20 protein-coding genes are annotated in these 24,317 nt (G+C 49.2%); 14 read left to right on the top strand and 6 right to left on the bottom strand.

Annotated features, from left to right (window positions below; all coding sequences use genetic code 11):
• Positions 1-153: 153 nt before the first annotated feature.
• The 3 genes from H511_RS0103590 (at position 154) to H511_RS0103575 (ending at position 2,889) form a co-directional block, all read left to right on the top strand.
• Positions 154-1,008 carry a lipase family protein gene (locus H511_RS0103590; RefSeq protein WP_027251074.1) on the top strand — a complete coding sequence of 285 codons (855 nt, stop codon included), beginning with the start codon at positions 154-156 and terminating at the stop codon, positions 1,006-1,008.
• 101 nt (positions 1,009-1,109) lie between these two features.
• Positions 1,110-1,625: a hypothetical protein gene (locus tag H511_RS0103580; RefSeq protein WP_027251073.1), complete on the top strand. Its 516-nt coding sequence runs from the start codon at positions 1,110-1,112 to the stop codon at positions 1,623-1,625.
• A gap of 265 nt (positions 1,626-1,890) precedes the next feature.
• Entirely contained in the window at positions 1,891-2,889 is a 999-nt protein-coding gene (locus H511_RS0103575; protein ID WP_027251072.1) for a sphingomyelin phosphodiesterase, read from the top strand.
• An 82-nt stretch (positions 2,890-2,971) separates the two neighbouring features.
• Here the strand turns inward: H511_RS0103575 and H511_RS0103570 are convergent, their stop codons facing one another.
• Positions 2,972-4,153 carry an amino acid aminotransferase gene (locus H511_RS0103570; protein WP_027251071.1) on the bottom strand — a complete coding sequence of 394 codons (1,182 nt, stop codon included), beginning with the start codon at positions 4,151-4,153 and terminating at the stop codon, positions 2,972-2,974.
• A 235-nt stretch (positions 4,154-4,388) separates the two neighbouring features.
• On the opposite strand from H511_RS0103570, the gene H511_RS0103565 reads away from it, so the two are divergent.
• The gene (locus tag H511_RS0103565) at positions 4,389-4,700 is read left to right on the top strand and encodes a DUF3081 family protein (protein WP_027251070.1); all 312 of its coding nucleotides are present in this window, start codon (positions 4,389-4,391) and stop codon (positions 4,698-4,700) included.
• A 244-nt stretch (positions 4,701-4,944) separates the two neighbouring features.
• Positions 4,945-5,106, top strand: a complete 162-nt coding sequence (locus H511_RS24850) for a hypothetical protein (protein WP_169449965.1) — start codon at positions 4,945-4,947, stop codon at positions 5,104-5,106.
• Between the two features lie 112 nt (positions 5,107-5,218).
• On the opposite strand, the gene gcvT is transcribed toward H511_RS24850, so the two are convergent.
• Together gcvT and H511_RS0103550 are read right to left on the bottom strand one after the other, a co-directional pair.
• Positions 5,219-6,337: a glycine cleavage system aminomethyltransferase GcvT gene (gene gcvT, locus H511_RS0103555; RefSeq protein ID WP_027251069.1), complete on the bottom strand. Its 1,119-nt coding sequence runs from the start codon at positions 6,335-6,337 to the stop codon at positions 5,219-5,221.
• Between the two features lie 223 nt (positions 6,338-6,560).
• Positions 6,561-7,190 (bottom strand): helix-turn-helix domain-containing protein, encoded by a 630-nt coding sequence (locus tag H511_RS0103550; protein WP_027251068.1) that lies wholly within the window; start codon positions 7,188-7,190, stop codon positions 6,561-6,563.
• A 572-nt stretch (positions 7,191-7,762) separates the two neighbouring features.
• Here H511_RS0103550 and H511_RS0103545 point away from each other — a divergent pair.
• The 3 genes from H511_RS0103545 to gcvP all read left to right on the top strand — a co-directional run bounded on the left by H511_RS0103545 (position 7,763) and on the right by gcvP (position 12,524).
• Positions 7,763-9,058: a serine hydroxymethyltransferase gene (locus H511_RS0103545; RefSeq protein ID WP_027251067.1), complete on the top strand. Its 1,296-nt coding sequence runs from the start codon at positions 7,763-7,765 to the stop codon at positions 9,056-9,058.
• A 101-nt stretch (positions 9,059-9,159) separates the two neighbouring features.
• Positions 9,160-9,534 carry a glycine cleavage system protein GcvH gene (gene gcvH / locus H511_RS0103540; RefSeq protein WP_027251066.1) on the top strand — a complete coding sequence of 125 codons (375 nt, stop codon included), beginning with the start codon at positions 9,160-9,162 and terminating at the stop codon, positions 9,532-9,534.
• Between the two features lie 107 nt (positions 9,535-9,641).
• Positions 9,642-12,524, top strand: a complete 2,883-nt coding sequence (gene gcvP, locus H511_RS0103535; RefSeq protein WP_027251065.1) for an aminomethyl-transferring glycine dehydrogenase — start codon at positions 9,642-9,644, stop codon at positions 12,522-12,524.
• 100 nt (positions 12,525-12,624) lie between these two features.
• Here the strand turns inward: gcvP and H511_RS0103530 are convergent, their stop codons facing one another.
• Positions 12,625-13,260 (bottom strand): LysE family translocator, encoded by a 636-nt coding sequence (locus tag H511_RS0103530; RefSeq protein ID WP_027251064.1) that lies wholly within the window; start codon positions 13,258-13,260, stop codon positions 12,625-12,627.
• 338 nt (positions 13,261-13,598) lie between these two features.
• Between H511_RS0103530 and H511_RS0103525 the strand changes: the two genes are divergently transcribed.
• The 3 genes from H511_RS0103525 to H511_RS24565 are packed head-to-tail and all read left to right on the top strand — an operon-like array spanning position 13,599 to position 16,259.
• Positions 13,599-14,897, top strand: a complete 1,299-nt coding sequence (locus H511_RS0103525) for an ATP-grasp domain-containing protein (RefSeq protein ID WP_155804792.1) — start codon at positions 13,599-13,601, stop codon at positions 14,895-14,897.
• Positions 14,882-16,093: an MFS transporter gene (locus H511_RS0103520; protein ID WP_027251062.1), complete on the top strand. Its 1,212-nt coding sequence runs from the start codon at positions 14,882-14,884 to the stop codon at positions 16,091-16,093. Before H511_RS0103525 ends, H511_RS0103520 begins: the two co-directional genes overlap by 16 nt.
• A 1-nt stretch (position 16,094) precedes the next feature.
• Entirely contained in the window at positions 16,095-16,259 is a 165-nt protein-coding gene (locus tag H511_RS24565; RefSeq protein WP_211225178.1) for a hypothetical protein, read from the top strand.
• Positions 16,260-16,403: 144 nt separating this feature from the next.
• Here H511_RS24565 and H511_RS0103510 read toward each other — a convergent pair whose 3' ends face one another.
• Both H511_RS0103510 and H511_RS0103505 read right to left on the bottom strand, forming a co-directional pair.
• Positions 16,404-17,729, bottom strand: coding sequence for a sigma-54-dependent transcriptional regulator (locus tag H511_RS0103510; RefSeq protein WP_027251061.1), 1,326 nt, complete (start codon positions 17,727-17,729; stop codon positions 16,404-16,406).
• Positions 17,726-19,177, bottom strand: coding sequence for a sensor histidine kinase (locus H511_RS0103505; RefSeq protein ID WP_027251060.1), 1,452 nt, complete (start codon positions 19,175-19,177; stop codon positions 17,726-17,728). The genes H511_RS0103510 and H511_RS0103505 overlap by 4 nt, the downstream gene beginning before the upstream one ends.
• Positions 19,178-19,436: 259 nt before the next feature.
• On the opposite strand from H511_RS0103505, the gene H511_RS22455 reads away from it, so the two are divergent.
• The 3 genes from H511_RS22455 to H511_RS0103490 all read left to right on the top strand — a co-directional run bounded on the left by H511_RS22455 (position 19,437) and on the right by H511_RS0103490 (position 24,120).
• Positions 19,437-19,820: a DUF4168 domain-containing protein gene (locus H511_RS22455; protein WP_051287796.1), complete on the top strand. Its 384-nt coding sequence runs from the start codon at positions 19,437-19,439 to the stop codon at positions 19,818-19,820.
• 692 nt (positions 19,821-20,512) lie between these two features.
• The gene (locus tag H511_RS22450) at positions 20,513-22,462 is read left to right on the top strand and encodes a thiamine pyrophosphate-binding protein (RefSeq protein ID WP_051287794.1); all 1,950 of its coding nucleotides are present in this window, start codon (positions 20,513-20,515) and stop codon (positions 22,460-22,462) included.
• Positions 22,463-22,494: 32 nt separating this feature from the next.
• Positions 22,495-24,120 (top strand): flavin monoamine oxidase family protein, encoded by a 1,626-nt coding sequence (locus H511_RS0103490; protein ID WP_027251059.1) that lies wholly within the window; start codon positions 22,495-22,497, stop codon positions 24,118-24,120.
• Positions 24,121-24,317 lie beyond the last annotated feature (197 nt).

Here is a 24,317-nt window from a genome sequence, read left to right as displayed (position 1 = left end):
ACTATGCTTTGATCATTGAATTAGTGAATGTTAAGAGAAACTTGAGAGAAACGTTACACCAAAATGTAACTGTCATATTGTCATGAATTTGCGATGTTAACCCGTTAGCCTCAGGGGAGACATCACACACAGAAGCACCAATTTGCCGACTGTATGAAGAAACTTAAACGCTATCAGTACGAACGCTACGCCATTTTATGCCGACAGGCTTATCCGGCTGACTTTGACCATACCCAGTATGGCTTTGACCCGGCAGGCCGGCGAGATATTACCGACAGATGGGGGCGAACCATTATCCGGGTACTCTGGGGAGAGCAGAATGAAGCCATAGTCGTGTTCAAAGGATCGCAAAACCTGTGGGACTGGCTACTCAACTTTGCGTGTTTTCCGCAAAAGCTGCCAGGAAGACATAAGCCTTATCATGTCCACTGGGGCTATCACTTTCTTCTGGAACAGAAAAGTAAAATAGACTCAAATCGGTACGCAGAGGCGTTCCCCTCCATGTCGGCTTCACAAGAAATTGATTATCTGCAAGCTGCTGATGCAAAGCATTTTCAGGATGAATCGCTCTACCAGCAAATTCGCTCAACCCTGTTACCCTTGATCAGCAACGGAAAAAGGGTGTCTTTCACTGGCCATTCCTCCGGTGGTGCCATGGCGGTGCTGACAGTGGAAAGGCTGGGCAAAGAGTTTCCTGACGCCATCAAACGGGTTGTGACTTTCGGGCAACCGGCGGCCGGCTTCTGGAGCTTCAGGCAAGCCTACAGTTACCATCACTGCACCTACCGGATATGCTGCGATCTGGACATAGTCACCTTTCTGCCGGCTATTCCTTTGATGCACTGGCATGTAGGTAAAATGCTCTGGCTGCACAACGAAAAAATCTACGACAACATCTCGACACCGGTCAGACTGTACAAGTCACTGGTGAGCTGGATATTGCGCCCTATCACTTACCACTATATGCACAAATACATCAGGAATAAGGATTACTTTGATAAACACTGATTCCTGACTCACGCTGAAACAGCGAAATTGTAAAAATTTAACATACCTTCTTTTGCCTGTTTCATGTATCTTTGAGGCTGAATCCAGCAGAAATCGAAGATATGCATTCTCAAATCACACAGTTGCTCGCACAAAAAAATGCCTGGATGGCCAGTCATATTACGGACGCTGAGTTTCCCACAGCGCTCAGCAAGCAGGGGCTTGCCCTCTATCACACCGCGCAGAACGAACTGACAGTCAACTCAGTTCAAGCTTCTGATTTCGCTTCGCCTTCAGATTTGTTGAGTGTCTATCCTGTCGATTGCCACCCTCTCACTATCCGGTTTTCTCTGGTTCATGCCAGCCAATGGCAAAATGAAGAGTCTGACGCTGTCATAGAGTTTCTGACGCAAATCATGCTGGAGACCGACTGTCCAGCACAACTGTTCGTGGGGTTCTATCAGGGGAAGCCTGCAGCCTGCGGTATGCTGTTTACCGACCCGGACAGTCCGACAGACACCTTAATCAGCGACATCTGTGCGCTACCGCTGCCAAATCATGATGAACTTGTCGCTGCTATGACAAGCTGGCTTATTCAGCAAGCGTCTGAGAAATCTGAAACGTTGTGGTTATGCTAAGCCCGCCAGTCTGTACTTTGCTTGCCGGTACAGACTGATCCATCGCGCCATTGCTGTTTCCCCCTGAAACCTGCTCCCACCCAGATCTCATCCCTGTAATTACTGTTAGCTAAATTTCACTTTTTCGAGTTATTTCTCAATTATCCTTATTTTTCTGTTGGTTAGCGTTAACTTTCATCTTAAAGCAACAAACTCTTAACATAAGCACACCTATCATTTCATCGGGAGAATGATTCTCTTTAATTAATCAACAAGGACACTGGCGATGAAAAAAATGTTAGGGACAACTTTGTTATTGTTGTCATCCTTCACTCAGGCAGAAACGTTAAACGTCATGGCGTATAACACGCTGTTACTCTCTTTCGGTGATTGGGATCAGGCCAATCGCGCCCAGCGGATACCCGCTGCGATTTCTGCCCTGGAAAACTTACCCGATGTGCTGATCATCAATGAAGCCTTCAATCCAGATTCCGAAGTCATGCTTAATGAACTGGCGTCTCTGTATCCATATCAAACACCGGTTGTGGGCTTAGATTGCAGCGGCCGGGGATGGGATGCATTAACCGGAGATTGTTCCAACTCTGTTGTGGTTGTGCGTGGCGGTGTCTCAATATTGTCTCGCTACCCCATTGTGAGCCAGAAAGCGCATGTTTATCACGCCAGCGACAACAGCACCTGGGATTATTATGCCAACAAAGGCTTTGCCTACGTCGAAATTGACAAAAATGGTCAGCGCTTTCATCTGCTTGGTACACACCTGCAATCCAGCACTGACAACCCGGATAAAGAACACCCGGTGCGCATGGCACAGCTGGCTGAAATGCAGAGTTTCATTTCAGCACAAGCTATTCCGACCTCAGAGCCCGTTATTATTGCAGGCGATCTGAATGTGGAGTGGAGCCGCCAGGATCAGATTGCAGACATGCTGACAACGACACAAAGCCAGCTGTTTTTTCCCGATCCGAGCACCGGCAGCTTCTCTGCCAAATACAATTGGATCACCAAATCTGGTGCGTACAGGGACGGTTACTCACTCAACTACAACGATACCCTGGATTATGTCCTTTGGCATCAAGACTACCTGCAACCCTCAGTACCAGCAGCAATGAAAGTGGTGAAACTGCAAGCCGATGAACAATGGTACTGGCATTACCTGAAAGGCAAATGGCCATTACCTGAAGGTGAGTTCTGGCATAATGGCTACTACAGCGATCTGTCTGATCATTACCCAGTGCAGGCTGAGTTTGTGTTCCCGGATCAATAAAAAAGCGATTAAAACGCCAAGAAAAAGGAGCACCTGAGTGCTCCTTCTGCCTGTTTGCCTGAGTTAAGTTTTGACGAACCGATCAGCGACTGACACTCAACAAGGCTTTTGCCAGGTAATCCAGTTTCTGCTCCTGCAAACCTGCAATGTTAATCCGGCCGTCGCCAACCGCATAAATGCCGAATTCATTACGTAACTGAATAATTTGATCCTGACTTAAACCTGTGACGGAAAACATCCCTTTGTGCTTTTCAATGAAATCAAACGCATCGGAGCCATTATCCCGCACCGCCTGAGTCAAACCCGCACGCAGACGCCGCAGACGCTGATTCATTTCCGTCAGCTCGCTTTTCCAGGTGGCGGTCAGAGAGTCATCATTGAGGACAGTCGCCACCAGAGCCGCACCGTGATCAGGTGGCATAGTATAAGAAGCACGCGCCAGCTGCAGAATTCTGCCCTTGGCTTTCTGAGCTTCTTTCAGAGAATCACTGATGATAATCGCCGCCCCCGTACGCTCGCGGTACAAACCAAAATTCTTGGAGCAGGAAGTGGCAACAATCATTTCTTCCACATTGTCAGCCAGATGGCGTAAACCGGCCGCATCCTGCTCCAGCCCGTCACCAAATCCCTGATAAGCGATATCAACAAAGGGCAGGAAACCATTTTTATTCGCCAGCTCAGTGATTGCCTTCCAGTCATCAAATGAAATGTCCGCGCCGGTCGGGTTATGGCAGCAACCATGCAGCAATACCACATCTTTAGGGCCGGCTTTCGCCAGCTCTGCCAGCATCGCTTCGCTGTTAACTTGTTTGGTTGCGGTATCGAAGTACGGATAGAACTTCACTTTCAGGCCAGCCGCTTCCATTACCGGCTTGTGGTTGACATAACTGGGGTTTGAAATCCACACGGTTGTGTCTGGTTGAGCCAGATGCATCAGATCGGCCAGCATACGCAGTGCGCCACTGGCGCCCGGGGTCTGTACCGCAGCAGCACGCTGATAAGCAGAGGTATCTTTGATGAGTAAATCCATCATTGCCTGATTGAAAACTTCATCGCCTGCTAACCCCACATAGGCTTTGGTTTTCTGTGTTTCCAACAGACGCTGCTCAGCCTGAAATACCGCCTGCATGATTGGCGTTTCACCTTGGCTGTTGCGGTATACACCGATACCCAAATCCATCTTCTCAGAACGGGCATCCTCGCGGAACATTTGTGTCAGGGATAAAATTGGATCGAGTTGTGCTTCAGTAAGCTGCTTGAACATCTGTGAAATTCCGTTTTGTTATTGCGACTTTCCTCAAATTATCATGCACCTTATCCAAGGTCACTACCCCAGCTCAGAAATAGTCCCGCCAGTGTTTATCCAGATTAACAGCACCATGTAATGAAATTGTTACATCCTGAATTGATCTGGATTAATCAAAAGCCAATAAAGCTTGCAAGGGTTGACTCAGCACCTAAATTTAAAGCATGAGGGGTAGATCCAACCGGAGGCCATCATGAAAAACAGCGTTGATGTTCGCGCCTTACTAACCGCCTATGAAAAAATAAAAACACTGGGAACACCCGTCGAAAACGGCAAACAGCTCGATGATATTACCTGTACAGAGAGCTACGACGGATACAGCGTCAGCCTGTCAGACGGTAATGTCAGTGTTGATGTTAACTTTCATAACACTTACCACTTCCATACTCTGAATGAAGATCCAGACACAGTCATTAACCAGACAACGACCGATTTTCATCACAACAATGAAACCCAGATTCAGGCTTTTTTGAATAAGTTGCACGATTTAAATACACGTTATTAATGTCTTACCTAAAGTCGCTCTGCCGGCTTTAGGTTTTACCTTTTCCTGACATTATCCCGCCACAGCTTGATTAAGCTGGAAACATAGACACAGTTGAAAGGTCTAGTTAACCGGAAAAGCTGTAACGAACTTTGTGCCCCATCCAGTAACAAAGTGCATCAACAGCGTTTTCTGTCAATGACTCAGTAGCCACATGCGGCGAACGAGTCATCACTCAAAACAACAAAAAGAAAGAGAGAAAAGAATGAACGCTGAAATATTGAATAAGCAAGAGCAGGAGCGAGTTATCGCTGCTTTGAATGAATGTTACCGTCGGTTGGAAGCTGCTGAACTGACCCCGCAGGAAATTTCACAAGAAGGCTTCAGCCTGATGTTTACCTCGGCCTACAAAATGATTGATTGCTGAGATTGAGCGCTAAACGTCCTCAGTTCCCCCTGCTGATGTTTACGAAATAAAAAAGGAGCGCATTGCGCTCCTTTCCATTTTTATCGGCAGGCTTCACTGCTGATTACCGCCATTAGCCACGGTAATAACGCTGTGGTACAAACGGCATTTTCTCCACTGTCATTGGCAGTTTCTTTCCGCGAACTTCAGCGAAAATCTCAGTACCAATCGTGGCGAGCTCAGTTTTTACATACGCCATGGCAACCGGGGCTTCTTTCGTCGGCCCAAACGTACCGCTGGTCACAATGCCGATTTCATTATCGTCCGCATCAAACAGCTTGCTGCCTTCACGAACCGGCGCTTTCGACTGACCAATCAAACCAACACGTTTGCGGGCTACATCTTTGGTCTCAATCTGATTCAGAATCAGTTCTGCGCCCGGGAAACCACCCGCACGTTCACCGTCAGCGCGGCGAGGCTTACTGATACCCCATAACAGGCTGGCTTCTACCGGCGTGGTCGTGGTATCAATGTCATGACCATACAGGCACAGGCCACACTCAAGGCGCAGTGAATCCCGTGCGCCCAGACCAATCCACTCGACTTCGCCGTAGGCCAGTAAGGTACGTGCCAGCTCTTCCGCTTTATCTGACGGTACGGAAATTTCGTAACCGTCTTCACCTGTGTATCCAGAACGGCTGATATAGCATTCTGCGCCCAGCAGTTCGAGTTTAGTGGCATCCATAAACAGCATATCGCTGACGGCTGGGTTCAGACGCGCCAGCACCTCAGCGGCTTTCGGGCCTTGCAGGGCAAGCAGCGCACGATCGTCAATGATTTCCAGCGTCACATCAGCAGGAAGGTGCGCCTGGATGTGCGCAATGTCTTGCTCTTTACACGCCGCATTGACCACAACAAACAAGTGGTCACCGAAGTTGGTCACCATCAGGTCATCTAAAATGCCGCCGTTTTCATTGGTAAAGAAAGCATAACGCTGCTTGCCTTCCGGCAGATCAATGATGTCGACAGGGACCAGTGCTTCCAGGGCTTTCGCCGCATTTTCGCCATGTAAACGCAGCTGACCCATGTGGGAAACATCAAACAAACCGGCTGATTCACGGCAATGAATGTGCTCTTTACGCACACCCAGTGCGTATTGCACTGGCATGTCGTAGCCTGCAAACGGAACCATTTTGGCACCCATCTCAATGTGAAGGGCATGCAAAGGTGTAACAAGAAGATCCTGAGACATTGATATTTACTCCATTCACCGCACAGCGGCTGTTGCATCAATTTCTGTGGCAGATTGACTTAACCTGTCACTGTGTAGATGTTGCTAGCAGGTAGATAAACTGTATCTCTTGTTTCCAATAGTAGATAAAGTTTCTTATCTCTCAACCTAGCCGTTCTCAAAGTGCGACAGAGGCGGTGTTTCCCCCTCTGCCATTGTGACTGTTTCCGCGATAACACGACGGTTATGACGCTGTCACCCAAAGAATAAGGGCGTCTTCATCGCTGACTGACACCAGCATGTGCCCCATGGTGGCATCGTAATACACTGAATCACCTTCACTCAGGCGTACCGGTTCATAGAACTCCGAAAAAAAGGTAATTTTCCCCGACAGCACAAGTAAAAACTCTTCGCCGTCATGCCGGATCCAGTCTGAATAATCATCAAAATGACGGGCACGAACCCGCGACTTAAAAGGCATCATTTTCTTATTGCGTAACTGGGTCGCCAGCAATTCATGCTCATAGGTCGTGGTGGGATGTGGCTTGCCTTCACCCTGGCGAGTGATATCTCTCCGCCCGGTGGCAACCAGCTGCTTGGGCGGCGCAAACAGTTGCGGAATATCTATCTGTAATCCGGTGGCCAGTTTCTGCATCGCCTGGAAAGTCGGCGAGATTTGTTCATTCTCAATTTTAGACAAGGTTGAACGCGCCAATCCGGTGCGCTTGCTGGCCTCTTCCAAGGTCAGACCATGAGCCATACGTATTTCTTTCAACCGCTTGCCTAACTGCAACGGCTCAATATTCTCTGACTCCCGTTCCCTGGCGACAGTCAGTGATGGGTACGGATCCACTTGCTGTTCATCACTACTCATTTTGCCCTCCGAGGCACGTCTTTCAATCATTCTTACACAAGCTGTTAACAAGTGGGAAGCCAGGCAAAGGCAAAACCATGACCTACACAACATATTTGAAATAAAGTTTCCAATAGGAAACACAAGGTAAACCCTGACGCTTTTTCCAGGGCCAGACACTCAGATTTTCCAACGCAGATATCGTTACAATGACAACGCAAAAAGCAGCATAATCGGCCATCAGAGTGCACTATTGCTGGCATCAGCCACTAAAAAGAATTAGAGCTGACACACATTTCCGCCAGATAAATAGCGAAAATTTGGTCCCTATCATAGAAATTTACATGACAAGAAGCAAACGTTTGCGTAAGATTGCGGCCACTAAAGTGAACGATAATCCACTATTGGAAATTCTGGTTTGATCCGTTATCAATAGAAACGTATGTAACGCACTTGTTAGGCAAATGCACTTCGGTGCTTCGCTTAAGCCAGGGAAGCGATAACAACGAGACATAACGACATATACCGCTCTGCGTACCGATATCACCGTACAGCACGAACCGGTTCAGAGCGCGAATTGAGGATAACGTGAAATGAAAGCTTCATACCAAAACCACGACTTGGAAATGTTCTTCTCAACCAACCTTGCCGAGGTTGATGGCGCAGTGAATGCCGGTATTGCCGCAGAGCTGAACCGCCAGAATCAGCAAATTGAGCTGATTGCCTCTGAGAACATCGTCTCCAAAGCCGTCATGCAAGCTCAAGGCACCTGCCTGACCAACAAATACGCTGAAGGTTACGCAGGACGCCGTTACTACGGTGGCTGTGAGCATGTTGATGAAGTTGAGCGTATTGCCATTGCGCGCGCCAGACAGCTTTTCCAGTGTGAATACGTCAACGTTCAACCGCACTCGGGCGCCCAGGCAAACGGCGCTGTCATGCTGGCACTGCTGCAGCCGGGCGATACCATTCTGGGGATGTCTCTGGATGCCGGCGGCCACCTGACTCACGGTGCGCGCCCTGCCCTGTCGGGCAAATGGTTCAACGCCGTTCAGTACGGCGTACGTCAGGGCAGCTGCGACATTGATTACGATCAGGTGCGCGAGCTGGCACTTGAGCACAAACCCAAAATGATCATTGCCGGCGGTTCTGCGATTCCGCGTCAGGTGGACTTCGAAAAATTCCGCGCCATTGCCGATGAAGTCGGTGCCTATCTGATGGTAGATATGGCGCACATCGCAGGTTTGATTGCAGCCGGTGAACACCCGTCACCCCTGCCGCACGCGCATGTTGTCACCACAACAACACACAAAACCCTGCGTGGCCCTCGTGGCGGTATGATTCTGACCAACCACGAAGACATTAATAAAAAGATCAATTCTGCCGTGTTCCCAGGCCTGCAGGGCGGCCCGCTGATGCATGTCATTGCCGGTAAAGCCGTTGCCCTGGGTGAAGCGCTGGAACCCGAATTCAAGTTGTACATCAAAAATGTGATCAACAATGCCAAGGTGTTGGCAGAGACGCTGCAAGCACGCGGTTGTGACATTGTCACCGGCGGCACGGATACCCATCTGATGCTGGTTGACCTGCGTCCGAAAGGCCTGAAGGGCAATCAGGCGGAAGAAGCACTGGAACGCGCCGGTATCACCTGCAATAAGAACGGTATCCCGTTTGATCCTGAAAAGCCTATGGTGACATCAGGTATCCGCCTTGGTACACCAGCTGGCACCAGTCGCGGTTTTGGCGAAGCCGAATTCAAACAAATCGGTGAGTGGATCGGCGATGTGCTGGATGGCCTGGCAGCCAGTCCGGACGATAACAGCGAAACAGAACAACGCGTGAAGCAGCAGGTACAGAAACTGTGCAGCCGCTTCCCGCTGTACCAGTAAATTCATTTTAATGTGACAGAAAATGGTCGGCAGGCAGCTTTCGATTCCCGCCTGCCCTCACAAATAACAAAGATGCAGAAACATTGCGCGAGGAGATTTAAATGAGCAACCTAAAGTTTACTGAAAGCCACGAGTGGGTCCGCGACAACGGCGACGGTACTATCACCATGGGTATCACTGACCACGCTCAGGGCCTGCTGGGCGACGTGGTTTTCGTAGACCTGCCAGAAGTGGGCGACAGCACCGAAGCCGGTGAGTCTTTCTCTCTGGTTGAATCTGTGAAAGCGGCCTCTGACATTTATGCCCCTGTGACAGGCGAAATCGTTGAGATCAACGAAGAACTGAGCGACAGCCCGGAACTGATCAACGAAGCACCGTTCGAAGGCGGCTGGATTGCTAAAATCAAGATTGCTGACGTTGAAGAACTGAGCAAACTGATCGATGCTGACCAATATCAGGCGGCTATCGAAGAGTAATGGAACACCGCGGCTTTCAACACGAAAGCCGTTTTTCCACCCAAGAGAATTCTCGCCATTGCCCAGACATTCACTGGCAATGTGTAGTAACTGTTCAGGAAAGAACCATGACCGACATGAACCTTTTACATGCACTCAGTGACGACAAAGCTTTCGCTGCCCGTCACAACGGCCCAAATGACGCACAGCAGACAAAAATGCTGCAGACCATTGGCGCCGAAAGCATTGACAAGTTGATTGAAGAAACTGTACCGGCTTCCATCCGTCTGAAAGAAGCGATGAAGCTGGATCAGCCACAAAGCGAAGCAGACATGCTGTCTGCGCTGAAGACTGTTGCCCGTAAGAACGTCATCAACCGCAGTTTCATCGGTCAGGGTTACTACAACACCTTAACGCCGAATGTCATTCTGCGTAACGTGCTGGAAAATCCTGGCTGGTACACGGCTTACACACCGTATCAGCCAGAAATTTCTCAGGGCCGCCTGGAATCACTGCTGAACTACCAGCAGATGATCATGGATCTGACCGGTATGGAACTGGCGAATGCCTCCCTGCTGGACGAAGCCACTGCAGCCGCAGAAGCCATGACCCTGTGTCAGCGTGCCAGCAAGAGCAAAAGCAAAGCCTTCTTCATCTCTACCGACCTGCACCCACAAACCATCGACGTGGTCGTGACCCGTGCAGAATACATAGGTATTGAGATCATCCGTGGCCAAGCTGAAGAGCTGGACAACCACGAGGTATTCGGTGCATTGGTTCAATACCCGGGCACAACAGGTGCTATTGCCGATCTGACTGACATCATTGAAAAAGCACACGCCAAGAAAACACTGGTTGCGGTTGCTTCTGATCTGCTGGCACTGACTATCCTGAAAGCGCCGGGCGAAATGGGTGCTGACGTGGTCATCGGCAGTGCACAACGCTTCGGCGTACCAATGGGCTTTGGTGGCCCGCATGCCGGCTTCATGGCAACTAAAGATCAGCACAAACGTACCATGCCAGGCCGTGTTATCGGTGTATCAAAAGATGCTAAAGGCAATCAGGCGCTGCGTATGGCGATGCAAACGCGTGAGCAGCATATCCGCCGCGAAAAAGCGACCTCCAACATCTGTACCGCTCAGGCACTGCTGGCCAATATGGCGGCCTTCTATGCGCTGTACCACGGTCCGGAAGGCCTGCGTAAAATCGGTCGCCGCGTTCACCACCTGACGGCGATTCTGGCTGCGGGTCTGCGTAACGCTGGTCTGGAACTGGTTAACGATACCTTCTTCGATACTGTGACCATCAACTCAGGCAAACAAACCGATGCTATCTACAAGAAAGCACTGGCTGCCGGTATCAACCTGCGCAAATACAGCGACAAGCTGGGTGTCAGCCTGGATGAAACCACCAAAGTCACTGACGTCGAAGAACTGCTGGAGATCTTCACCGGCCAGGCACTGAAAGCCACCGCTTTCACTGACGATATTGCCGCTGACGAATTCGCGGCGATTCCGCAAAGCTGCCGCCGTACCAGTGAGTTCCTGACTCATCCTGTGTTTAACCAGTACCACAGTGAAACGCAAATGATGCGTTACATGAAGAAACTGGAAAACAAAGACTATTCTCTGACCCACGGTATGATCCCGCTGGGTAGCTGTACCATGAAGTTGAATGCCGCAGCAGAAATGATCCCGGTGACCTGGCCTGAATTCGGTGGCCTGCATCCGTTTGCACCTGCCGATCAAACTCAGGGTTATCAGGAGCTGGCCAGCAAACTGTCTGAAATGCTGTGTGAAATCACCGGCTACGATGCTTTCTCACTGCAGCCGAACTCTGGTGCGCAGGGTGAATACGCTGGTCTGATTGCGATTCAGCGCTACCACGCAGCCAATGGCGACAGCCACCGGAACGTGTGTCTGATCCCAAGTTCTGCCCACGGCACAAACCCGGCTTCTGCTGCCATGGTGTCGATGAAAGTTGTGGTGGTTGGCTGTGATGCCAACGGCAACATCGATGTTGAAGATCTGAAAGCGAAGATTGAGAAACACCGCGATAACCTGTCATGCATCATGATTACTTACCCGTCGACGCACGGTGTGTATGAAGAAGCGGTGCGCGAAGTGTGCGAACTGGTTCATGCTGCTGGCGGTCAGGTTTACCTGGACGGTGCCAATATGAACGCACAGGTTGGCCTGACCAACCCTGGTTTTATCGGTTCGGACGTTTCTCACCTGAACCTGCACAAAACCTTCTGTATTCCACACGGTGGTGGCGGTCCGGGTATGGGACCAATCGGTGTGAAATCACACCTGGCGCCTTTCCTACCGGGCCATGTTGAATCAGTGAAAGCAACCGAAGGTGCTCAGTACGCAGTTTCTGCTGCCGAACTGGGTTCAGCGTCTATCCTGCCTATCTCATATGCCTACATCGCGATGATGGGATCAGAAGGACTGACGCAAGCTACTAAGCTGGCCATTCTGAATGCCAACTACGTGATGGAACGCCTGCGTGATCACTACCCTGTGCTGTACCGCGGTACTCACGGCCGTATTGCGCACGAGTGTATTATCGACATCCGTCCGCTGAAAGAAGCCTCTGGCATCTCAGAAGAAGACGTCGCGAAGCGTTTGATGGACTATGGCTTCCACGCGCCGACCATGTCTTTCCCGGTCGCCGGCACACTGATGATCGAACCGACCGAGTCGGAAGATCTGACCGAGCTGGATCGCTTCTGTGACGCCATGATTGCCATTCGTCAGGAAATCGCCCGCGTGCAGTCTGGTGAGTGGACACTGGAAGACAACCCATTGGTCAATGCACCGCATACTCAGGTTGATCTGATGGATGCGGAATGGACGCACGCATACAGCCGCGAGCTGGCATGCTACCCATCCGCGCACAGCAAAGGTGCCAAATACTGGCCAACCGTCAACCGTGTCGATAACGTCTTCGGTGACCGTAACCTGGTCTGTTCTTGCCCGGGTATTGAGAACTATATCGAGGATTGATCAATCTTGATAGCGACGTAAAACAAAGCGAGGCTCATGGCCTCGCTTTTTTGTTTATACCCCACACAGCAATAATTCATGCTTCTCTACTTCCTACCGGTTAGCTTTGTGAAGTGAGCAACAACCGGATCCCAAACACCCCAAACAGGCTTGCCGTAAAGCGGGATAACCATTTCTTGGTCGTGATGCTAACGGACAATTTATTGCTGAGTGAAGACGATGCCCAGGCAATCAGATGGCACCACAACATGCCGTTAACGTTAAAAATCAGTCCGAGAACGATAAATGCCAATGCCTTATTATCGCTGGATACCGAGATAAACTGCGGCATAAATGCCAGAAAGAAAACAGCGATTTTGGGGTTAAACAGGTTGGTGATGAATCCCTGATAGTAAATTCGCTTCAACGATGCCTTTGGCTTTTTCATTACCTCAGTATTACCGGCCGCACTGCTGCTTCTGAGCATACTGATTGCCATATAGATAAGGTATGCCCCACCCAGCACCTTAACCACGGTAAACGCGGTCGCAGAAGTGGCCAGCACAGCGGATAATCCCAGGGCGGCGGCGACAATATGGATCAGCGTCCCGGAACCAATCCCGAGCGCAGCCGCAGAGCCCGCTTTAAATCCCTGTGTCGCGGCGCGCCCTGCAATAAGCAACGAATCCGGTCCGGGAATCATATTCAGTAACAAGCCGGAGACAACAAACAGCCATACATTTTCAATACCCAACACTTCCCTTTCTCCATAGCAACGTTTTGAAATTTGGCCACAGCAACGTTCGGCGCAAGCAAACTACTGAATCTATTTACAGAATAGCCAATCCTGCATGCAACCTGAAAGATTGTTCGCCGGACACAATATACGTAATAAGCAAAATCAAATATATGGAAACAGATGAAGAGAGCCTCCCAAAGTAGATGAATTTATTGTTGTAACCCGATCATGATCACACAGTTGCATATATAAATACCACAGTGTTTCCATTTCAGCGCTGAATGGGCAAATATCCCATCGAGACTACAGATTGATAAACCACAAAAATATTATTTATTGGTTATTACATCTATTTAATGGTTACAAATAAAAACAATCGAATCAATAAACAGGTGGTACAACAGAGGATCGTTATGTCAGCTCTCATTTTGTCCAGTAAAAAGTTTATATTGTCAATTCAGCGCCGCATCCGGGAAACATATTTTCAGGGTGACAGCATCTTAATCACAGAACAGTTATCTGCAGAAAACAGAAGTGAACTGACATCTCAATTTGGTGTGATCATCGAATTGGATCACTATTTTTCCCACCCAGCGACTGAGCTTTTACAGCGATTAACCGATAATGGGGTGCTGCCTGCTATTGAAACTGTCATCGCCTTTTCCGAAGGAGACATACTTAGAGCAGCGCACATCCGCGAAATTCTCGATATTCCCGGACAGCGTTTTAACCAAGCCATACTGTTCAGAGATAAAATCCTGATGAAACAACACGCCGCCCGTTATGGCGTGGTCACCGCAATGCCGCAGGATGCCAATCAGGTTGCCAATTGGCAGTCGTTACCTTATCCCGTCGTGATAAAGCCGAAATCTGGCCGCGGCTCCCAGCAAACGCTCAAAGTCACCTCTTGCGAACATTGGGCTGAAATCGGTACCGACATTGACCCAACGGATATGATCATTGAACCCTTCATTGAAGGGGAAGTCTTTCACGTCGACGGTCTGGTAGTAAACGGAAAAATGTCTGTATGCAGCCCTGCCAAGTATGTGGGGAACTGTATGGATTTCGTTGGTGGCCAAAGCCTTGGCTCGTACACTCTGTCTGAATCAAACCCTCTTTATCGCCCTTTGACTGAATTCAGCAGATATTTACTCGAACATGTCTTCCCGACTCCTGAGCACTCCCTCTTCCATATTGAATGCTTCGTGGGAAACAATCAGCACATCACCCTGTGTGAGATTGCCTGCCGGTTAGGAGGCAACGATCTTGCCACTGAAGTTGAACTGGCTTACGGTGTGAATGTCGTTGAAGCCTATTTGCATGCCGAATTCAACTCAGAGTCACTTTGCCCGCAAACCATGACTCCGGGGCAGCTCGGAGGCCGATTCCAGCTTCCGCCACAAACAGGCCGTTTGATCTGTTCCGGAAATCCCCCCTTCAGACATGAGGGAATCGTCAGATTCCAATCCAGAGCAGTTTCCGGACAACACTACAATGCCATGACTATGTCAAACGATGCTCTGATTCACGTGATTGTCAAAGCTGATAGCGAAGCGCGTATGGAACAGATTTTCCGCGACATTGCGCAATGGGCTGCCAGCGAATTCATCTGGTCTGCAGAGACTGAGGAGGTGACATCATGCATGCAGAGTTAATTGCTGTGGCAAGAAATCCGAAGTACCGCCATTTCTGGCTGGCGAACATCATGAGTAACGGCGCAATTTGGATTCAGAATACAACCTCTTCAATCGCTTTAACGCATTTGTCGACCTCCCCTGCCGTCAACTCGCTGGTACAGGTCGCAGCAACCTTACCCTTCTTGTTGTTTGGCATTCTGGCGGGTCAGATTGGCGACAGATTCAGCAAGCCTCTGGTTCTGACTGTCGCTCAGCTCAGCCTTGGCCTGGTTTCGTTAACCCTAGCAGCCGCAACCTGGCAGGGGCTGCTTTCCCCGGCATTGCTGGTTGGGGTGACGGCTGCATTCTCTGTCGCAACCGTCTTCCGCATGCCCGTTGCACAGGCAGGGATTGCGCTGACCGTGCCCGGCGACCAGGTCAAACATGCGGCTGTCCTCAACAACCTGGGTTTCAATATTGCCCGTGCTGTCGGCCCTGCCGTCGCAGGAACATTGCTGCTTATGCTGGCTTACTATCAGGTTTACTTGGTCACGGCGACTTTGCTGCTTGCCGTTTCAGCCTATTTTTTCCGGGGATTTTACAACGAACGGACGGCCAGTACCGACCAGCCCGCTTTTGTATCCATTCGTAATGCGTGGCAACAAATTTCTGCCTCCGGGCTGTTTCGCCGCTGCACATTTGATGCCTGTGTTTTGTTCTTTGCTGGCAGCGTGATCTGGTCAATGATGCCTTTTATCGCCAAATATCACTTAAACCAGAGCACGGCCGGACAAGGCACCTTGATGGGAGCCACAGGTCTGGGCGCACTGTTAACGGTTATCGTATTACCGGCTGTGCTGAAACTTCGCCACAATCACCAGGGTTATTGGTTGTGCTATAGCCTGATGATCTCGTCGATTGCCACCATCTGGCTAAGCAGTAATCTGACTGTCATTTTCGCTGCTCTCATGGTTTTTGGACTGAGTTGGAGCATGGCAGTCACCTTGCTCAATGGTGAGATCCAATCCTCTTTTCCACGGCAAATCCTCTCGCGCGTCATCGCGATATACCTGATTGTCATGTACCTGGCTCAGGCAACCGGTTCATTCTGGGCAGGCCTTATCAGCCAGTTCTTTGAGACAGATTCGGCCTTGCTTTTTTCGGTGGCTGTTTTAGTGCTGGGGCTGGGGTTACGAAGCTTACTGTTCACTTCTACTGATGCGTGTGAGGAATAGAATGATGAAACGGATCACCTTAACCCTTGTCGGCGGCGGCGCATCATCACTGGCCTTTCTTGATGCTTTTACTCGTCACTGGAATTATCAACCCAATCAGGATGTTGTGATTTTTGTCATTGAGAAAAAAAGGATTCGCACATGCCAGCATTTTCGCCTTGGGTGAAATTACTAACGGCAACTTCTTATTTACCAGCGCTCTGGATCTGATTGTCGAGCACGGTTCACGATGCGCCACCTCTGTGATTGCCTCACTAACGCAATCTGAACCGCCCACAGATGAATCCTCCTGGAAACAGGAGGCCGGCAATCAACCTTCATCTAACCAGCGATAAAGCGTTCGCCGGGTAACACCAAGAATTTCAGCTGCATGCGCTTTATTTCCCTGAGTCTTGTCCAGCACATAGCGAACATAATCTTGCTGGACATGCGAAAGTGAAGGTAATGCATCTGACGATAAGTGATAGAAAATGTTCTCCATCGCTTTATATTGCTGTTGACGTAACCGTTGCGGAAGATGCTGTGGTAAAACCTCTTCACCCTCGCAGTAAATTGCAGCACGCTCTATGGCGTTTTGTAACTCACGTACATTGCCGGGAAAGCTGTAATTCAGCAGTTCTTTCCAGGTAGTATGGCTTAGCTGACGCGCTTTGGTTTTACCCGCTTGCTGTTGCTGTGCCAGAAAATGTCGAGTCAGCAGTGCGATATCATCTCCTCGCTCTCGCAGAGGTGGAACGGACAAAGTAAAAGTCTCCAAGCGAAAAAACAAATCTTCACGGAACAATCCTTCCGTCATTAGAGTTTCTAAATTTCTATGCGTTGCAGTAACAATGCGGACATCAACTTTAATTTCTTTATCCGTTCCTACCGGGCGAATCGTTCCTTCTTGCAATACACGTAATAATTTAGCCTGAAGAGCAAGAGGCATTTCACCTATTTCATCCAATAAAAGTGTCCCGCCATTAACCTCTCGTAGCAAACCTAAGCGCGCTTTATTCGCGCCAGTATAAGCGCCGGCAGCATGACCAAAAAACTCACTTTCAAGTAACTCATTTGGTATACCGGCACAGTTAACCGCAAGAAACGGGCCTTTTTGACGGTCACTTTCCTGATGAATAGCTTTAGCAACTAATTCTTTTCCCGTGCCGCTTTCTCCCAAAATTAAAACCGGCCCGTCTGCTCTGGCTATCCTGCGAATAGTTTTGAACAGCGTCTGCATCGCTGAGCTTTCACCTAACATACCGTGAAACTGCTCACCGGCAATACGCGCTTTGAGCTTTCGGTGTTCAAGCAAACGGCGTACTGTAAGTAAACAGTGATCCATATCAAAAGGTTTAGTCAGGAAGTCATCGGCACCAGCCTTAAGCGCATCAACTGCCTGATTAACCGTACCAAAAGCCGTGATCAACAAAATGGCAGGGGCTGGGTTCATGGCTTTGACTTCTGGTATGAGCGTAATGCCGTTACGACCGGGCAAGCGCAAATCAGAGATAACTAAATCTGGTGATAATTCGCCGAGCTGGGCAGAAGCAGCTTCGGCTGAATGCACGGTAACCACTTGGTACCCTTCACCTTCCAGCTCCTCACATAGCAATTCAGCCAAGTCGGAATCATCTTCGACTAATAAAATATTCATGCGCAAGCATCCTTAGAAAAATGTAATGACACTAGCACCCCTCCTTGCTGAGATCGGCTGAGAGATAATTCTCCACCGTGATCGTTAACCACGTTATGAGCAATGGCCAGCCCAAGTCCGGTGCCTTGACCTTTGGGTTTAGTTGTAAAAAAAGGCTCAACCAACTGCTGCAGATCCATCTCCGGAGGAATACCGCGGCCATCATCCCAAATTAACAGGCTCCAGCCCCCAGCTTCCTCCAGATAGTCAATCCCCACCCGTTCAGTGGCTGCCTGACAGGCATTACGTAGCAAGTTAATTATTGCTAATTCAAAGAGGTCTGGATCAATACAGACATATTTCATGTCTGGAACATTCACTGCTATCAGAGGGGGATTATCCGTCTGTTCGTGTCGTAATGAGTCAATCGCGTGCGTAATCAGACTCTTTAGCTGAGTGCTTTGTTTCTGACTACTCGTGCGAGAGAAATCGAGTAATTGACGAACAATACGAGTGAGTCGGTGAACCTGGCCGCGAATTGCCGTCAGTTCGTATTGAGGCGCGTCGCCTTCAACTGAACGAGACAGACGTCTGGCTCTGCCATCAATAACATTGAGCGGCGCTCCCAGTTCATGGGCGATACCACTGACGAAGCGACCCAGAGTAGCCATCCGTTCATTGCGTTCCAACCGTTGATTGAGTGATGTCTCATGGGCTTGGTGGGCAGCAATTTCAGCCTGTGCAGTAACCATATCATCTAACATACGATTCAGTGCCTGAGAAATCGCAGCCAGCTCATAAGTTCCCGACTGAGGAGCCCGCAGACCCAATTGCCCTCGTCCTATATCGGCCATCATTTGTGTCAGCTGAGACACGTCTCGTCCAACAGCCTGGCGGTGTCCCAACTGCACAATGACTAAAGTCAGCAACCCGAGCAACCCCCAAATCCCCCACGCCCAATAAGAAAGACGGTCGATAGAGGCAGAAAAATCACTGGCCCGCCGGGTGACTTCAACCAAGCTGGAGATCTGCCCACCTTCGTCAGTAACCGGGACAAAATGAGAATACACTTTTCGTCCTGCCTGGCGTTGATAAGCGTTACTATCACGACCTACCTCAAGCAGCTTTTCCGCTATTGGGCTGTCTTCCGTATCAATACGAGCAATGCCGGCCGCCGCTACTCGTTCACCCTCTTTGTTATAAACAGATGCACCATATACCTGCCCTAAGGTAAATACAGCATCCAGTGTCCGTTGAACGGTAGCCAGGTCGCCTTGTTCAATAGCTTCACCGATAGGCACACGAATTGCGCGAGCGATTAACTTGATGTCATCTTTCAGTTTGCGTGTCTGCTGCTCAACAACATAATACGTACCAATACCAATCGATGCGGCAGAAAGCCCCCACAAAGGAAGAAAAACCAGCAATAACATACGCATCGATAGAGACATCTTACTTATTCTGGCCATGGATTCTCCTTTGAAGTAGTGCCGTCACTCCGCTCTGTATTGTCTTATCCAGGCACAGCGAATGTGTATCTTTTTGTCACAAACACCATGTTATAGTGTGACAAAAAGAAACACAACACCATGTCCGTTTTGTCCAAATTCATCTCGCCACTTAATTTTTTCAACATAAATCAAATAGATAAAAACATAGCTATAAGTTGGCAAGATCATTGCTCTACTTAAAGGAGATTTTTAACCGTAGAAAAAGGAGCATTCATTTATGCGTAAGATCACACTCGTCGCATTATTCACTGCTATCGGTCTCACTGTGTCTGCAACACCAGCAATAGCAGCTGAAGGGCAAACCCAGGCTCAGGCTCAAACCTCAGCGCAAAAAACGCAGCCTAATCTCAATGTCACAGATAAAGAGTTGGTTGATTTCGCCAATGCCTATGAGTCAGTCAATGCCATCCGTCAAGAGGCAATCACAAGATTGAACGGTGATATTAATCAGGAAACGGCACAGATGATTCAGCAACAGGCCAGTGAGCAAATGGTGAAAGCTGTTGAAGATGCTGGTCTGTCTGTAGAGAACTACAACCAGATTGCCAATGCTTTGCAAAACGATGTAAAACTGCGCGAGCGGATGGCCAAACTGCAGTAACTCCCTCCTTAATACGCAGGTGCTTGTCCGCAGCATCTGCGTATAGGGTTTCAATTAAGGACCGCCTTTCACCAGGCGGTTCAAACTGATACCAAAGTAGTTATACCTTCAAAATGACAAATACACCACCAGATGAGATTGCCAAAAAATATAACAGCTAATTTAAAAGGGACTTATTTTAATTAGTTAAGATGCAAGCTCTGTATTTTATCAAGATTTATGATGAAGAAGATCTAATAGCTATTCCATTAATTTTAAAGGTCGCTGTATCCTGTCACAATAATATTTTCGTTAAGTCTCATATTCGCCTCACCAACTGGTGATGTAATTACCATAAAAAACACCTGACAACATTTCTCAATAACAAGCAAAAACAATAAATTAATTGTTTATTAATACTGATAATAATCTCTCCCACATGATTAACTTATAAATCAAAGAAATCAGAAGTAATTGATCATCTTTGGAACAATAATCTACCAAATCCCCTCATCTGAAAAACTTTCTCCTTGCGCCAGAATTTTAATGACATTTAAATCAATTAAAATATTTCTCAGACACACCTTAAAACTTAACCAATAAGTTTGAAGAACACTCAACCCTGAACTAATGTCGAAATACCAAAAAGTAACGTTCCGATTACATCTCATTAACAGGGAGAGAGCTGTACCCTTTATCAACAAGGATAAGTCATGTCTGACATGCCCCCGCGCGTCATGCGCGATTATTTATACGATGCGCTCAACCAACTCAATATCCGCCAAATTTTTGGCGTTCCTGGTACCAATGAAATTCCCATTATCGATGGCACCTCCTATGCCGAAAATAATGTGGAGTATGTCGAATGTTTACACGAAAACATTGCTATGGGTGCGGCCATGGGCGCGGCACGCATGACGGGTGAACCCGGAGTGCTGGTCGTTCACATCACCCCAGGCATCGCACACGGTATCGGCAACCTGTTCAACGCTTATCGCTCTCACACGCCGCTGGTTATTCTCTGCTGCCAGCAACAAAACGAGCTGGTCACGCAAGAACCTCTGCTTTCGTCCAACATCAAAGAGTTAGCCAGCCAGTATTGTAAGTGGTCGCACGAACTGCGCACACCTTACGAATTCCCACTGGTACTGCAAAGAGCCTTCAAAGAAGCCAAGGCCCCGGCTTGTGGCCCGGTCTTCATATCTATTCCCTGGGAATTCATGATGGCAAAACCCTTGCCGAAACTGCCTGAAAAGCTGCCGGGTATTACTCGTATTCCCACCAATTTCGCCGGTGATCCGGATGAAATAAAGCGTTTGGCTGAGCGCTTTGCGCAGGCCAAAAACCCTATCATCATTGCCGGTGATGGTGTCGGGTACGACAATGCCGCAGAACAGTTGCAAGTATTAGCACAAACTGTTGGTGCGCCTGTGGCGTTGCAGACCTTCAGTAGTTTGGCAAACTTCCCGAACGATGATTATCACTGGCAGGGAGAGCTGCCGGGTAATCAGGCCATGCTGCAAGCCATCTATCAACAACATGATGTGGCTTTTTGGGTGGGCTACAGTAATCAGGCCCAGGTTACTGTGTTTAATTATGCGGATGGGCCGCTAATCCCGACGTCTGTGGACATTTTGTACCTTTCAAATAATACCTGGGACATAGGTAAAAACTACTATGGCAGCCATGCCGTGCTGGGTGGGATCAGAGCCAGCCTGGAAAAACTGAATCAAGTCATGGCCGAATTGCCTGTTTCCGGTGACATGCAGCGCGAAAGGGACGCCCGCAATCAGTTATTGAGCAAGCTTTGCGAACAGCGCCGTCAGGACTGGGATGCGTATTTACAGCAAGCCCAGCAAGACGCTTCAGGTACCATTAACCCGGCACTGATCCCGCACTATTTATCTCAGGCCATTACCCAACAAGGGCTGGCGAACGAGTTTGTCTATGTGCATGAGGCCGTGTCTGACAGCCCAAGCTTTCAATACCTGATGCCGCTGAATCAGGAAATGAGTAAGCCGGTAAGCTACTACTGCGTATCAGGCGGTTCACTCGGCTGGTCAATGCCCGCATCGCTGGGTATTAAAATTCAACCCACCGCGATTCAGGGTGTCACCCCCAAACTGGTGATCAATGCGGTCGGTGATGGTTCGTCCCTGTTTTACCCGCAAGTGTGGTGGAGTGCCGCCAAATATCAGCTCGCTGTGTTGTACATCATCACCAACAACCGGGAATACCATACCTTGCAAAATGGCCTCGAAGAGGTGATTGGCTCTTATGGCTGGGAGCCAAAGAAAAAGCCTGTAGAGCGCGACCCTGCCGACCCAACCAGTTACCACAATTACGACGTTGATTATCTGTCGTTGCAGCATCCTCAGCTCAATTTCCATCAGATTGCCAATGCCATGGGTGCGGACATTCAGGGGCAAGTGGTCGAAAAAACAGGCGAACTGAATGCCGCTTTACAGCAAGCGATTCACTACGTACTGAATGAAAACAAACCTTATGTGCTGGACATCCGGACTGAGCGCGATCCAGCCGCAGTACAACAAAGCGGGGGGCCGCTCAAAACATCACCGACGTATCGACGTCCGCCTTTGAACTATTTCCACAAGGATCTTCTGGATGAAATCAACCCGGATCATGTCAGCACTCTGGCCTGATCGACCCCATTCTGCCCACAAGGAAAAGTAATATGAGTGAACATTATGATGTCGCCATTATTGGCGCTGGCGTCTCAGGCGTTTACAGCGCCTGGCAGTTAAAAAAGAACTTCCCCGGTAAGCGCATTGCTGTTTTTGAAGGCAGCGATCGCGTCGGTGGCCGTTTACTGTCGGTCAAGGCGCCGGATGTCAATAACATGGTCGCTGAGCTGGGCGGCATGCGCATTCTGGATGTAAAACGGCAACCACTCATCCACGCATTATTGGATGAAATCAACCAGTTTGCCTCTCTGCCAGATCCTATTGAAACCTACCCTTTCCCGGTCGATACGCCGGCCAATATCGCCTATTTACGCGATGTACGGCTCCGGCTCTGGGATTATCAAAATAACCCGCATGCTGTGCCATACAACTACAGTCCTGACGCTTTCGGTAAAACACCCGGCGCTTTGGTTATTGAGGCATTCGATAAAATCGTTCCCGGCATTACCGCCATTGATCTTACTGAACAACAGCGCCGTGAAATGGCTATGAATGCGGAATTCAATGGCAAAATGCTGTACGAACAAGGCTTTTGGAATGTTCTGCAAGTTGTCATGAGCAGCGAAGACTACAGTTACTGCCGCGATGCCGGTGGCTACAATTCTACTTTGTCTAACTGGAATGCCGCCGATGCCATCCCCTGGTTTCTGACAGATTTCGGTGATGGTGTCGAATACCTCGGCTTTAAACAAGGCTTCCAGTCAGTACCATTAGCGCTGGCCAGAGAACTTCAGGCGATTGGTGGCGAGCTGTTACTCGGCCACAAACTGTCTGGCTTTGAACAGGTTAACGGTGTATTTAGCCTCAATTTCACCAGTGAATTGGCGGACACGGCATACAATGCTATCCAGTGTACAGCCACGCATGTTGTGCTTGCTATGCCAAGACGCGCCATCGACTTACTGGAACCAAATTGTCCTGTTTTGCAGCAACCAGAAGTAAAAGCCTTAACCGGCAGTGTTACGCCAAGGCCGCTGTTTAAATTATTTACCACTTACGCGTCCCCCTGGTGGGTTGAGCAATCCGGCATTGAAGCAGGACGCAGCGTAACTGACATGCCCGTGCGGCAAACCTATTACTGGCCAACCGACGAGGGGCAGCCTGCGTTACACGGCCCGGCAATCCTGATGGCAAGTTATGATGACGGCGTCAATGTGGGGTTCTGGGATGGCTACAGACAAAAACGTGGCCTGGCATGGAAACAACAGCTGGAAGTCCTGCCCTTACCAGAACACAAGGCCTTTACCGGGCGTCTGTTGAAACAGCAAAATGTCGATCCGCAATGGGAAGCGCATCAGGCACCTGCGTCTATGATTGCGGAAGTCACCCGCCAGGTTAACCTGATGCATAATGTGTCTGCCACAGATGAGGCGCAAACACTGCCGCTTCAGGCGGCATTTCGTGACTGGGCTGATGACCCGTATGGCGGCGGCTGGAACAGCTGGAATATTGGTGTGCAAAGTGATGATGTGGCCAATAACATCGTCCAGCCATTAGCGAATACTCACCTTTATATCTGTGGCGAGGCCTACTCCCACAGCCAGGGATGGGTCGAAGGCGCTCTGCAGACCGCACAGCTTATGCTGGCGAAACTGGACGTTCAGCTCAAGGCGTAAAGAAATGAATCACAGGCCAGGTATTATCTGGCCTGTGATGTGAATAACTGACAAAGCAGTGCCTTCTTTTAAGATAAGAACCGTCCCGCCCAAAAATTTGAGCTCTCCTGCAAATTCCATTCTCTGTTCCTGTCATTTTGGCGTAACAATATCAAACACTTTGCTTTCACTGGATAGTGGCCCCACTGGCGAGTAAA

The sequence above is a fragment of the Photobacterium halotolerans DSM 18316 genome (assembly GCF_000425165.1).
In the GTDB taxonomy this organism is placed as follows: domain Bacteria; phylum Pseudomonadota; class Gammaproteobacteria; order Enterobacterales; family Vibrionaceae; genus Photobacterium; species Photobacterium halotolerans.
Note: the sequence above shows the minus strand (reverse complement) of the source record. Positions and strands in the feature narration are given on the sequence as shown.

Excerpts from the sequence above, each read along its gene's own strand:
- H511_RS0103590 (WP_027251074.1), top strand. The coding sequence starts at position 154 with ATGAAGAAACTTAAACGCTATCAGTACGAACGCTACGCCATTTTATGC.
- H511_RS0103580 (WP_027251073.1), top strand. The coding sequence starts at position 1,110 with ATGCATTCTCAAATCACACAGTTGCTCGCACAAAAAAATGCCTGGATG.
- H511_RS0103575 (WP_027251072.1), top strand. The coding sequence starts at position 1,891 with ATGAAAAAAATGTTAGGGACAACTTTGTTATTGTTGTCATCCTTCACT.
- H511_RS0103570 (WP_027251071.1), bottom strand. The coding sequence starts at position 4,153 with ATGTTCAAGCAGCTTACTGAAGCACAACTCGATCCAATTTTATCCCTG.
- H511_RS0103565 (WP_027251070.1), top strand. The coding sequence starts at position 4,389 with ATGAAAAACAGCGTTGATGTTCGCGCCTTACTAACCGCCTATGAAAAA.
- H511_RS24850 (WP_169449965.1), top strand. The coding sequence starts at position 4,945 with ATGAACGCTGAAATATTGAATAAGCAAGAGCAGGAGCGAGTTATCGCT.
- gcvT (WP_027251069.1), bottom strand. The coding sequence starts at position 6,337 with ATGTCTCAGGATCTTCTTGTTACACCTTTGCATGCCCTTCACATTGAG.
- H511_RS0103550 (WP_027251068.1), bottom strand. The coding sequence starts at position 7,190 with ATGAGTAGTGATGAACAGCAAGTGGATCCGTACCCATCACTGACTGTC.
- H511_RS0103545 (WP_027251067.1), top strand. The coding sequence starts at position 7,763 with ATGAAAGCTTCATACCAAAACCACGACTTGGAAATGTTCTTCTCAACC.
- gcvH (WP_027251066.1), top strand. The coding sequence starts at position 9,160 with ATGAGCAACCTAAAGTTTACTGAAAGCCACGAGTGGGTCCGCGACAAC.
- gcvP (WP_027251065.1), top strand. The coding sequence starts at position 9,642 with ATGACCGACATGAACCTTTTACATGCACTCAGTGACGACAAAGCTTTC.
- H511_RS0103525 (WP_155804792.1), top strand. The coding sequence starts at position 13,599 with ATGGTTACAAATAAAAACAATCGAATCAATAAACAGGTGGTACAACAG.
- H511_RS0103520 (WP_027251062.1), top strand. The coding sequence starts at position 14,882 with ATGCATGCAGAGTTAATTGCTGTGGCAAGAAATCCGAAGTACCGCCAT.
- H511_RS24565 (WP_211225178.1), top strand. The coding sequence starts at position 16,095 with ATGATGAAACGGATCACCTTAACCCTTGTCGGCGGCGGCGCATCATCA.
- H511_RS0103510 (WP_027251061.1), bottom strand. The coding sequence starts at position 17,729 with ATGAATATTTTATTAGTCGAAGATGATTCCGACTTGGCTGAATTGCTA.
- H511_RS0103505 (WP_027251060.1), bottom strand. The coding sequence starts at position 19,177 with ATGGCCAGAATAAGTAAGATGTCTCTATCGATGCGTATGTTATTGCTG.
- H511_RS22455 (WP_051287796.1), top strand. The coding sequence starts at position 19,437 with ATGCGTAAGATCACACTCGTCGCATTATTCACTGCTATCGGTCTCACT.
- H511_RS22450 (WP_051287794.1), top strand. The coding sequence starts at position 20,513 with ATGTCTGACATGCCCCCGCGCGTCATGCGCGATTATTTATACGATGCG.
- H511_RS0103490 (WP_027251059.1), top strand. The coding sequence starts at position 22,495 with ATGAGTGAACATTATGATGTCGCCATTATTGGCGCTGGCGTCTCAGGC.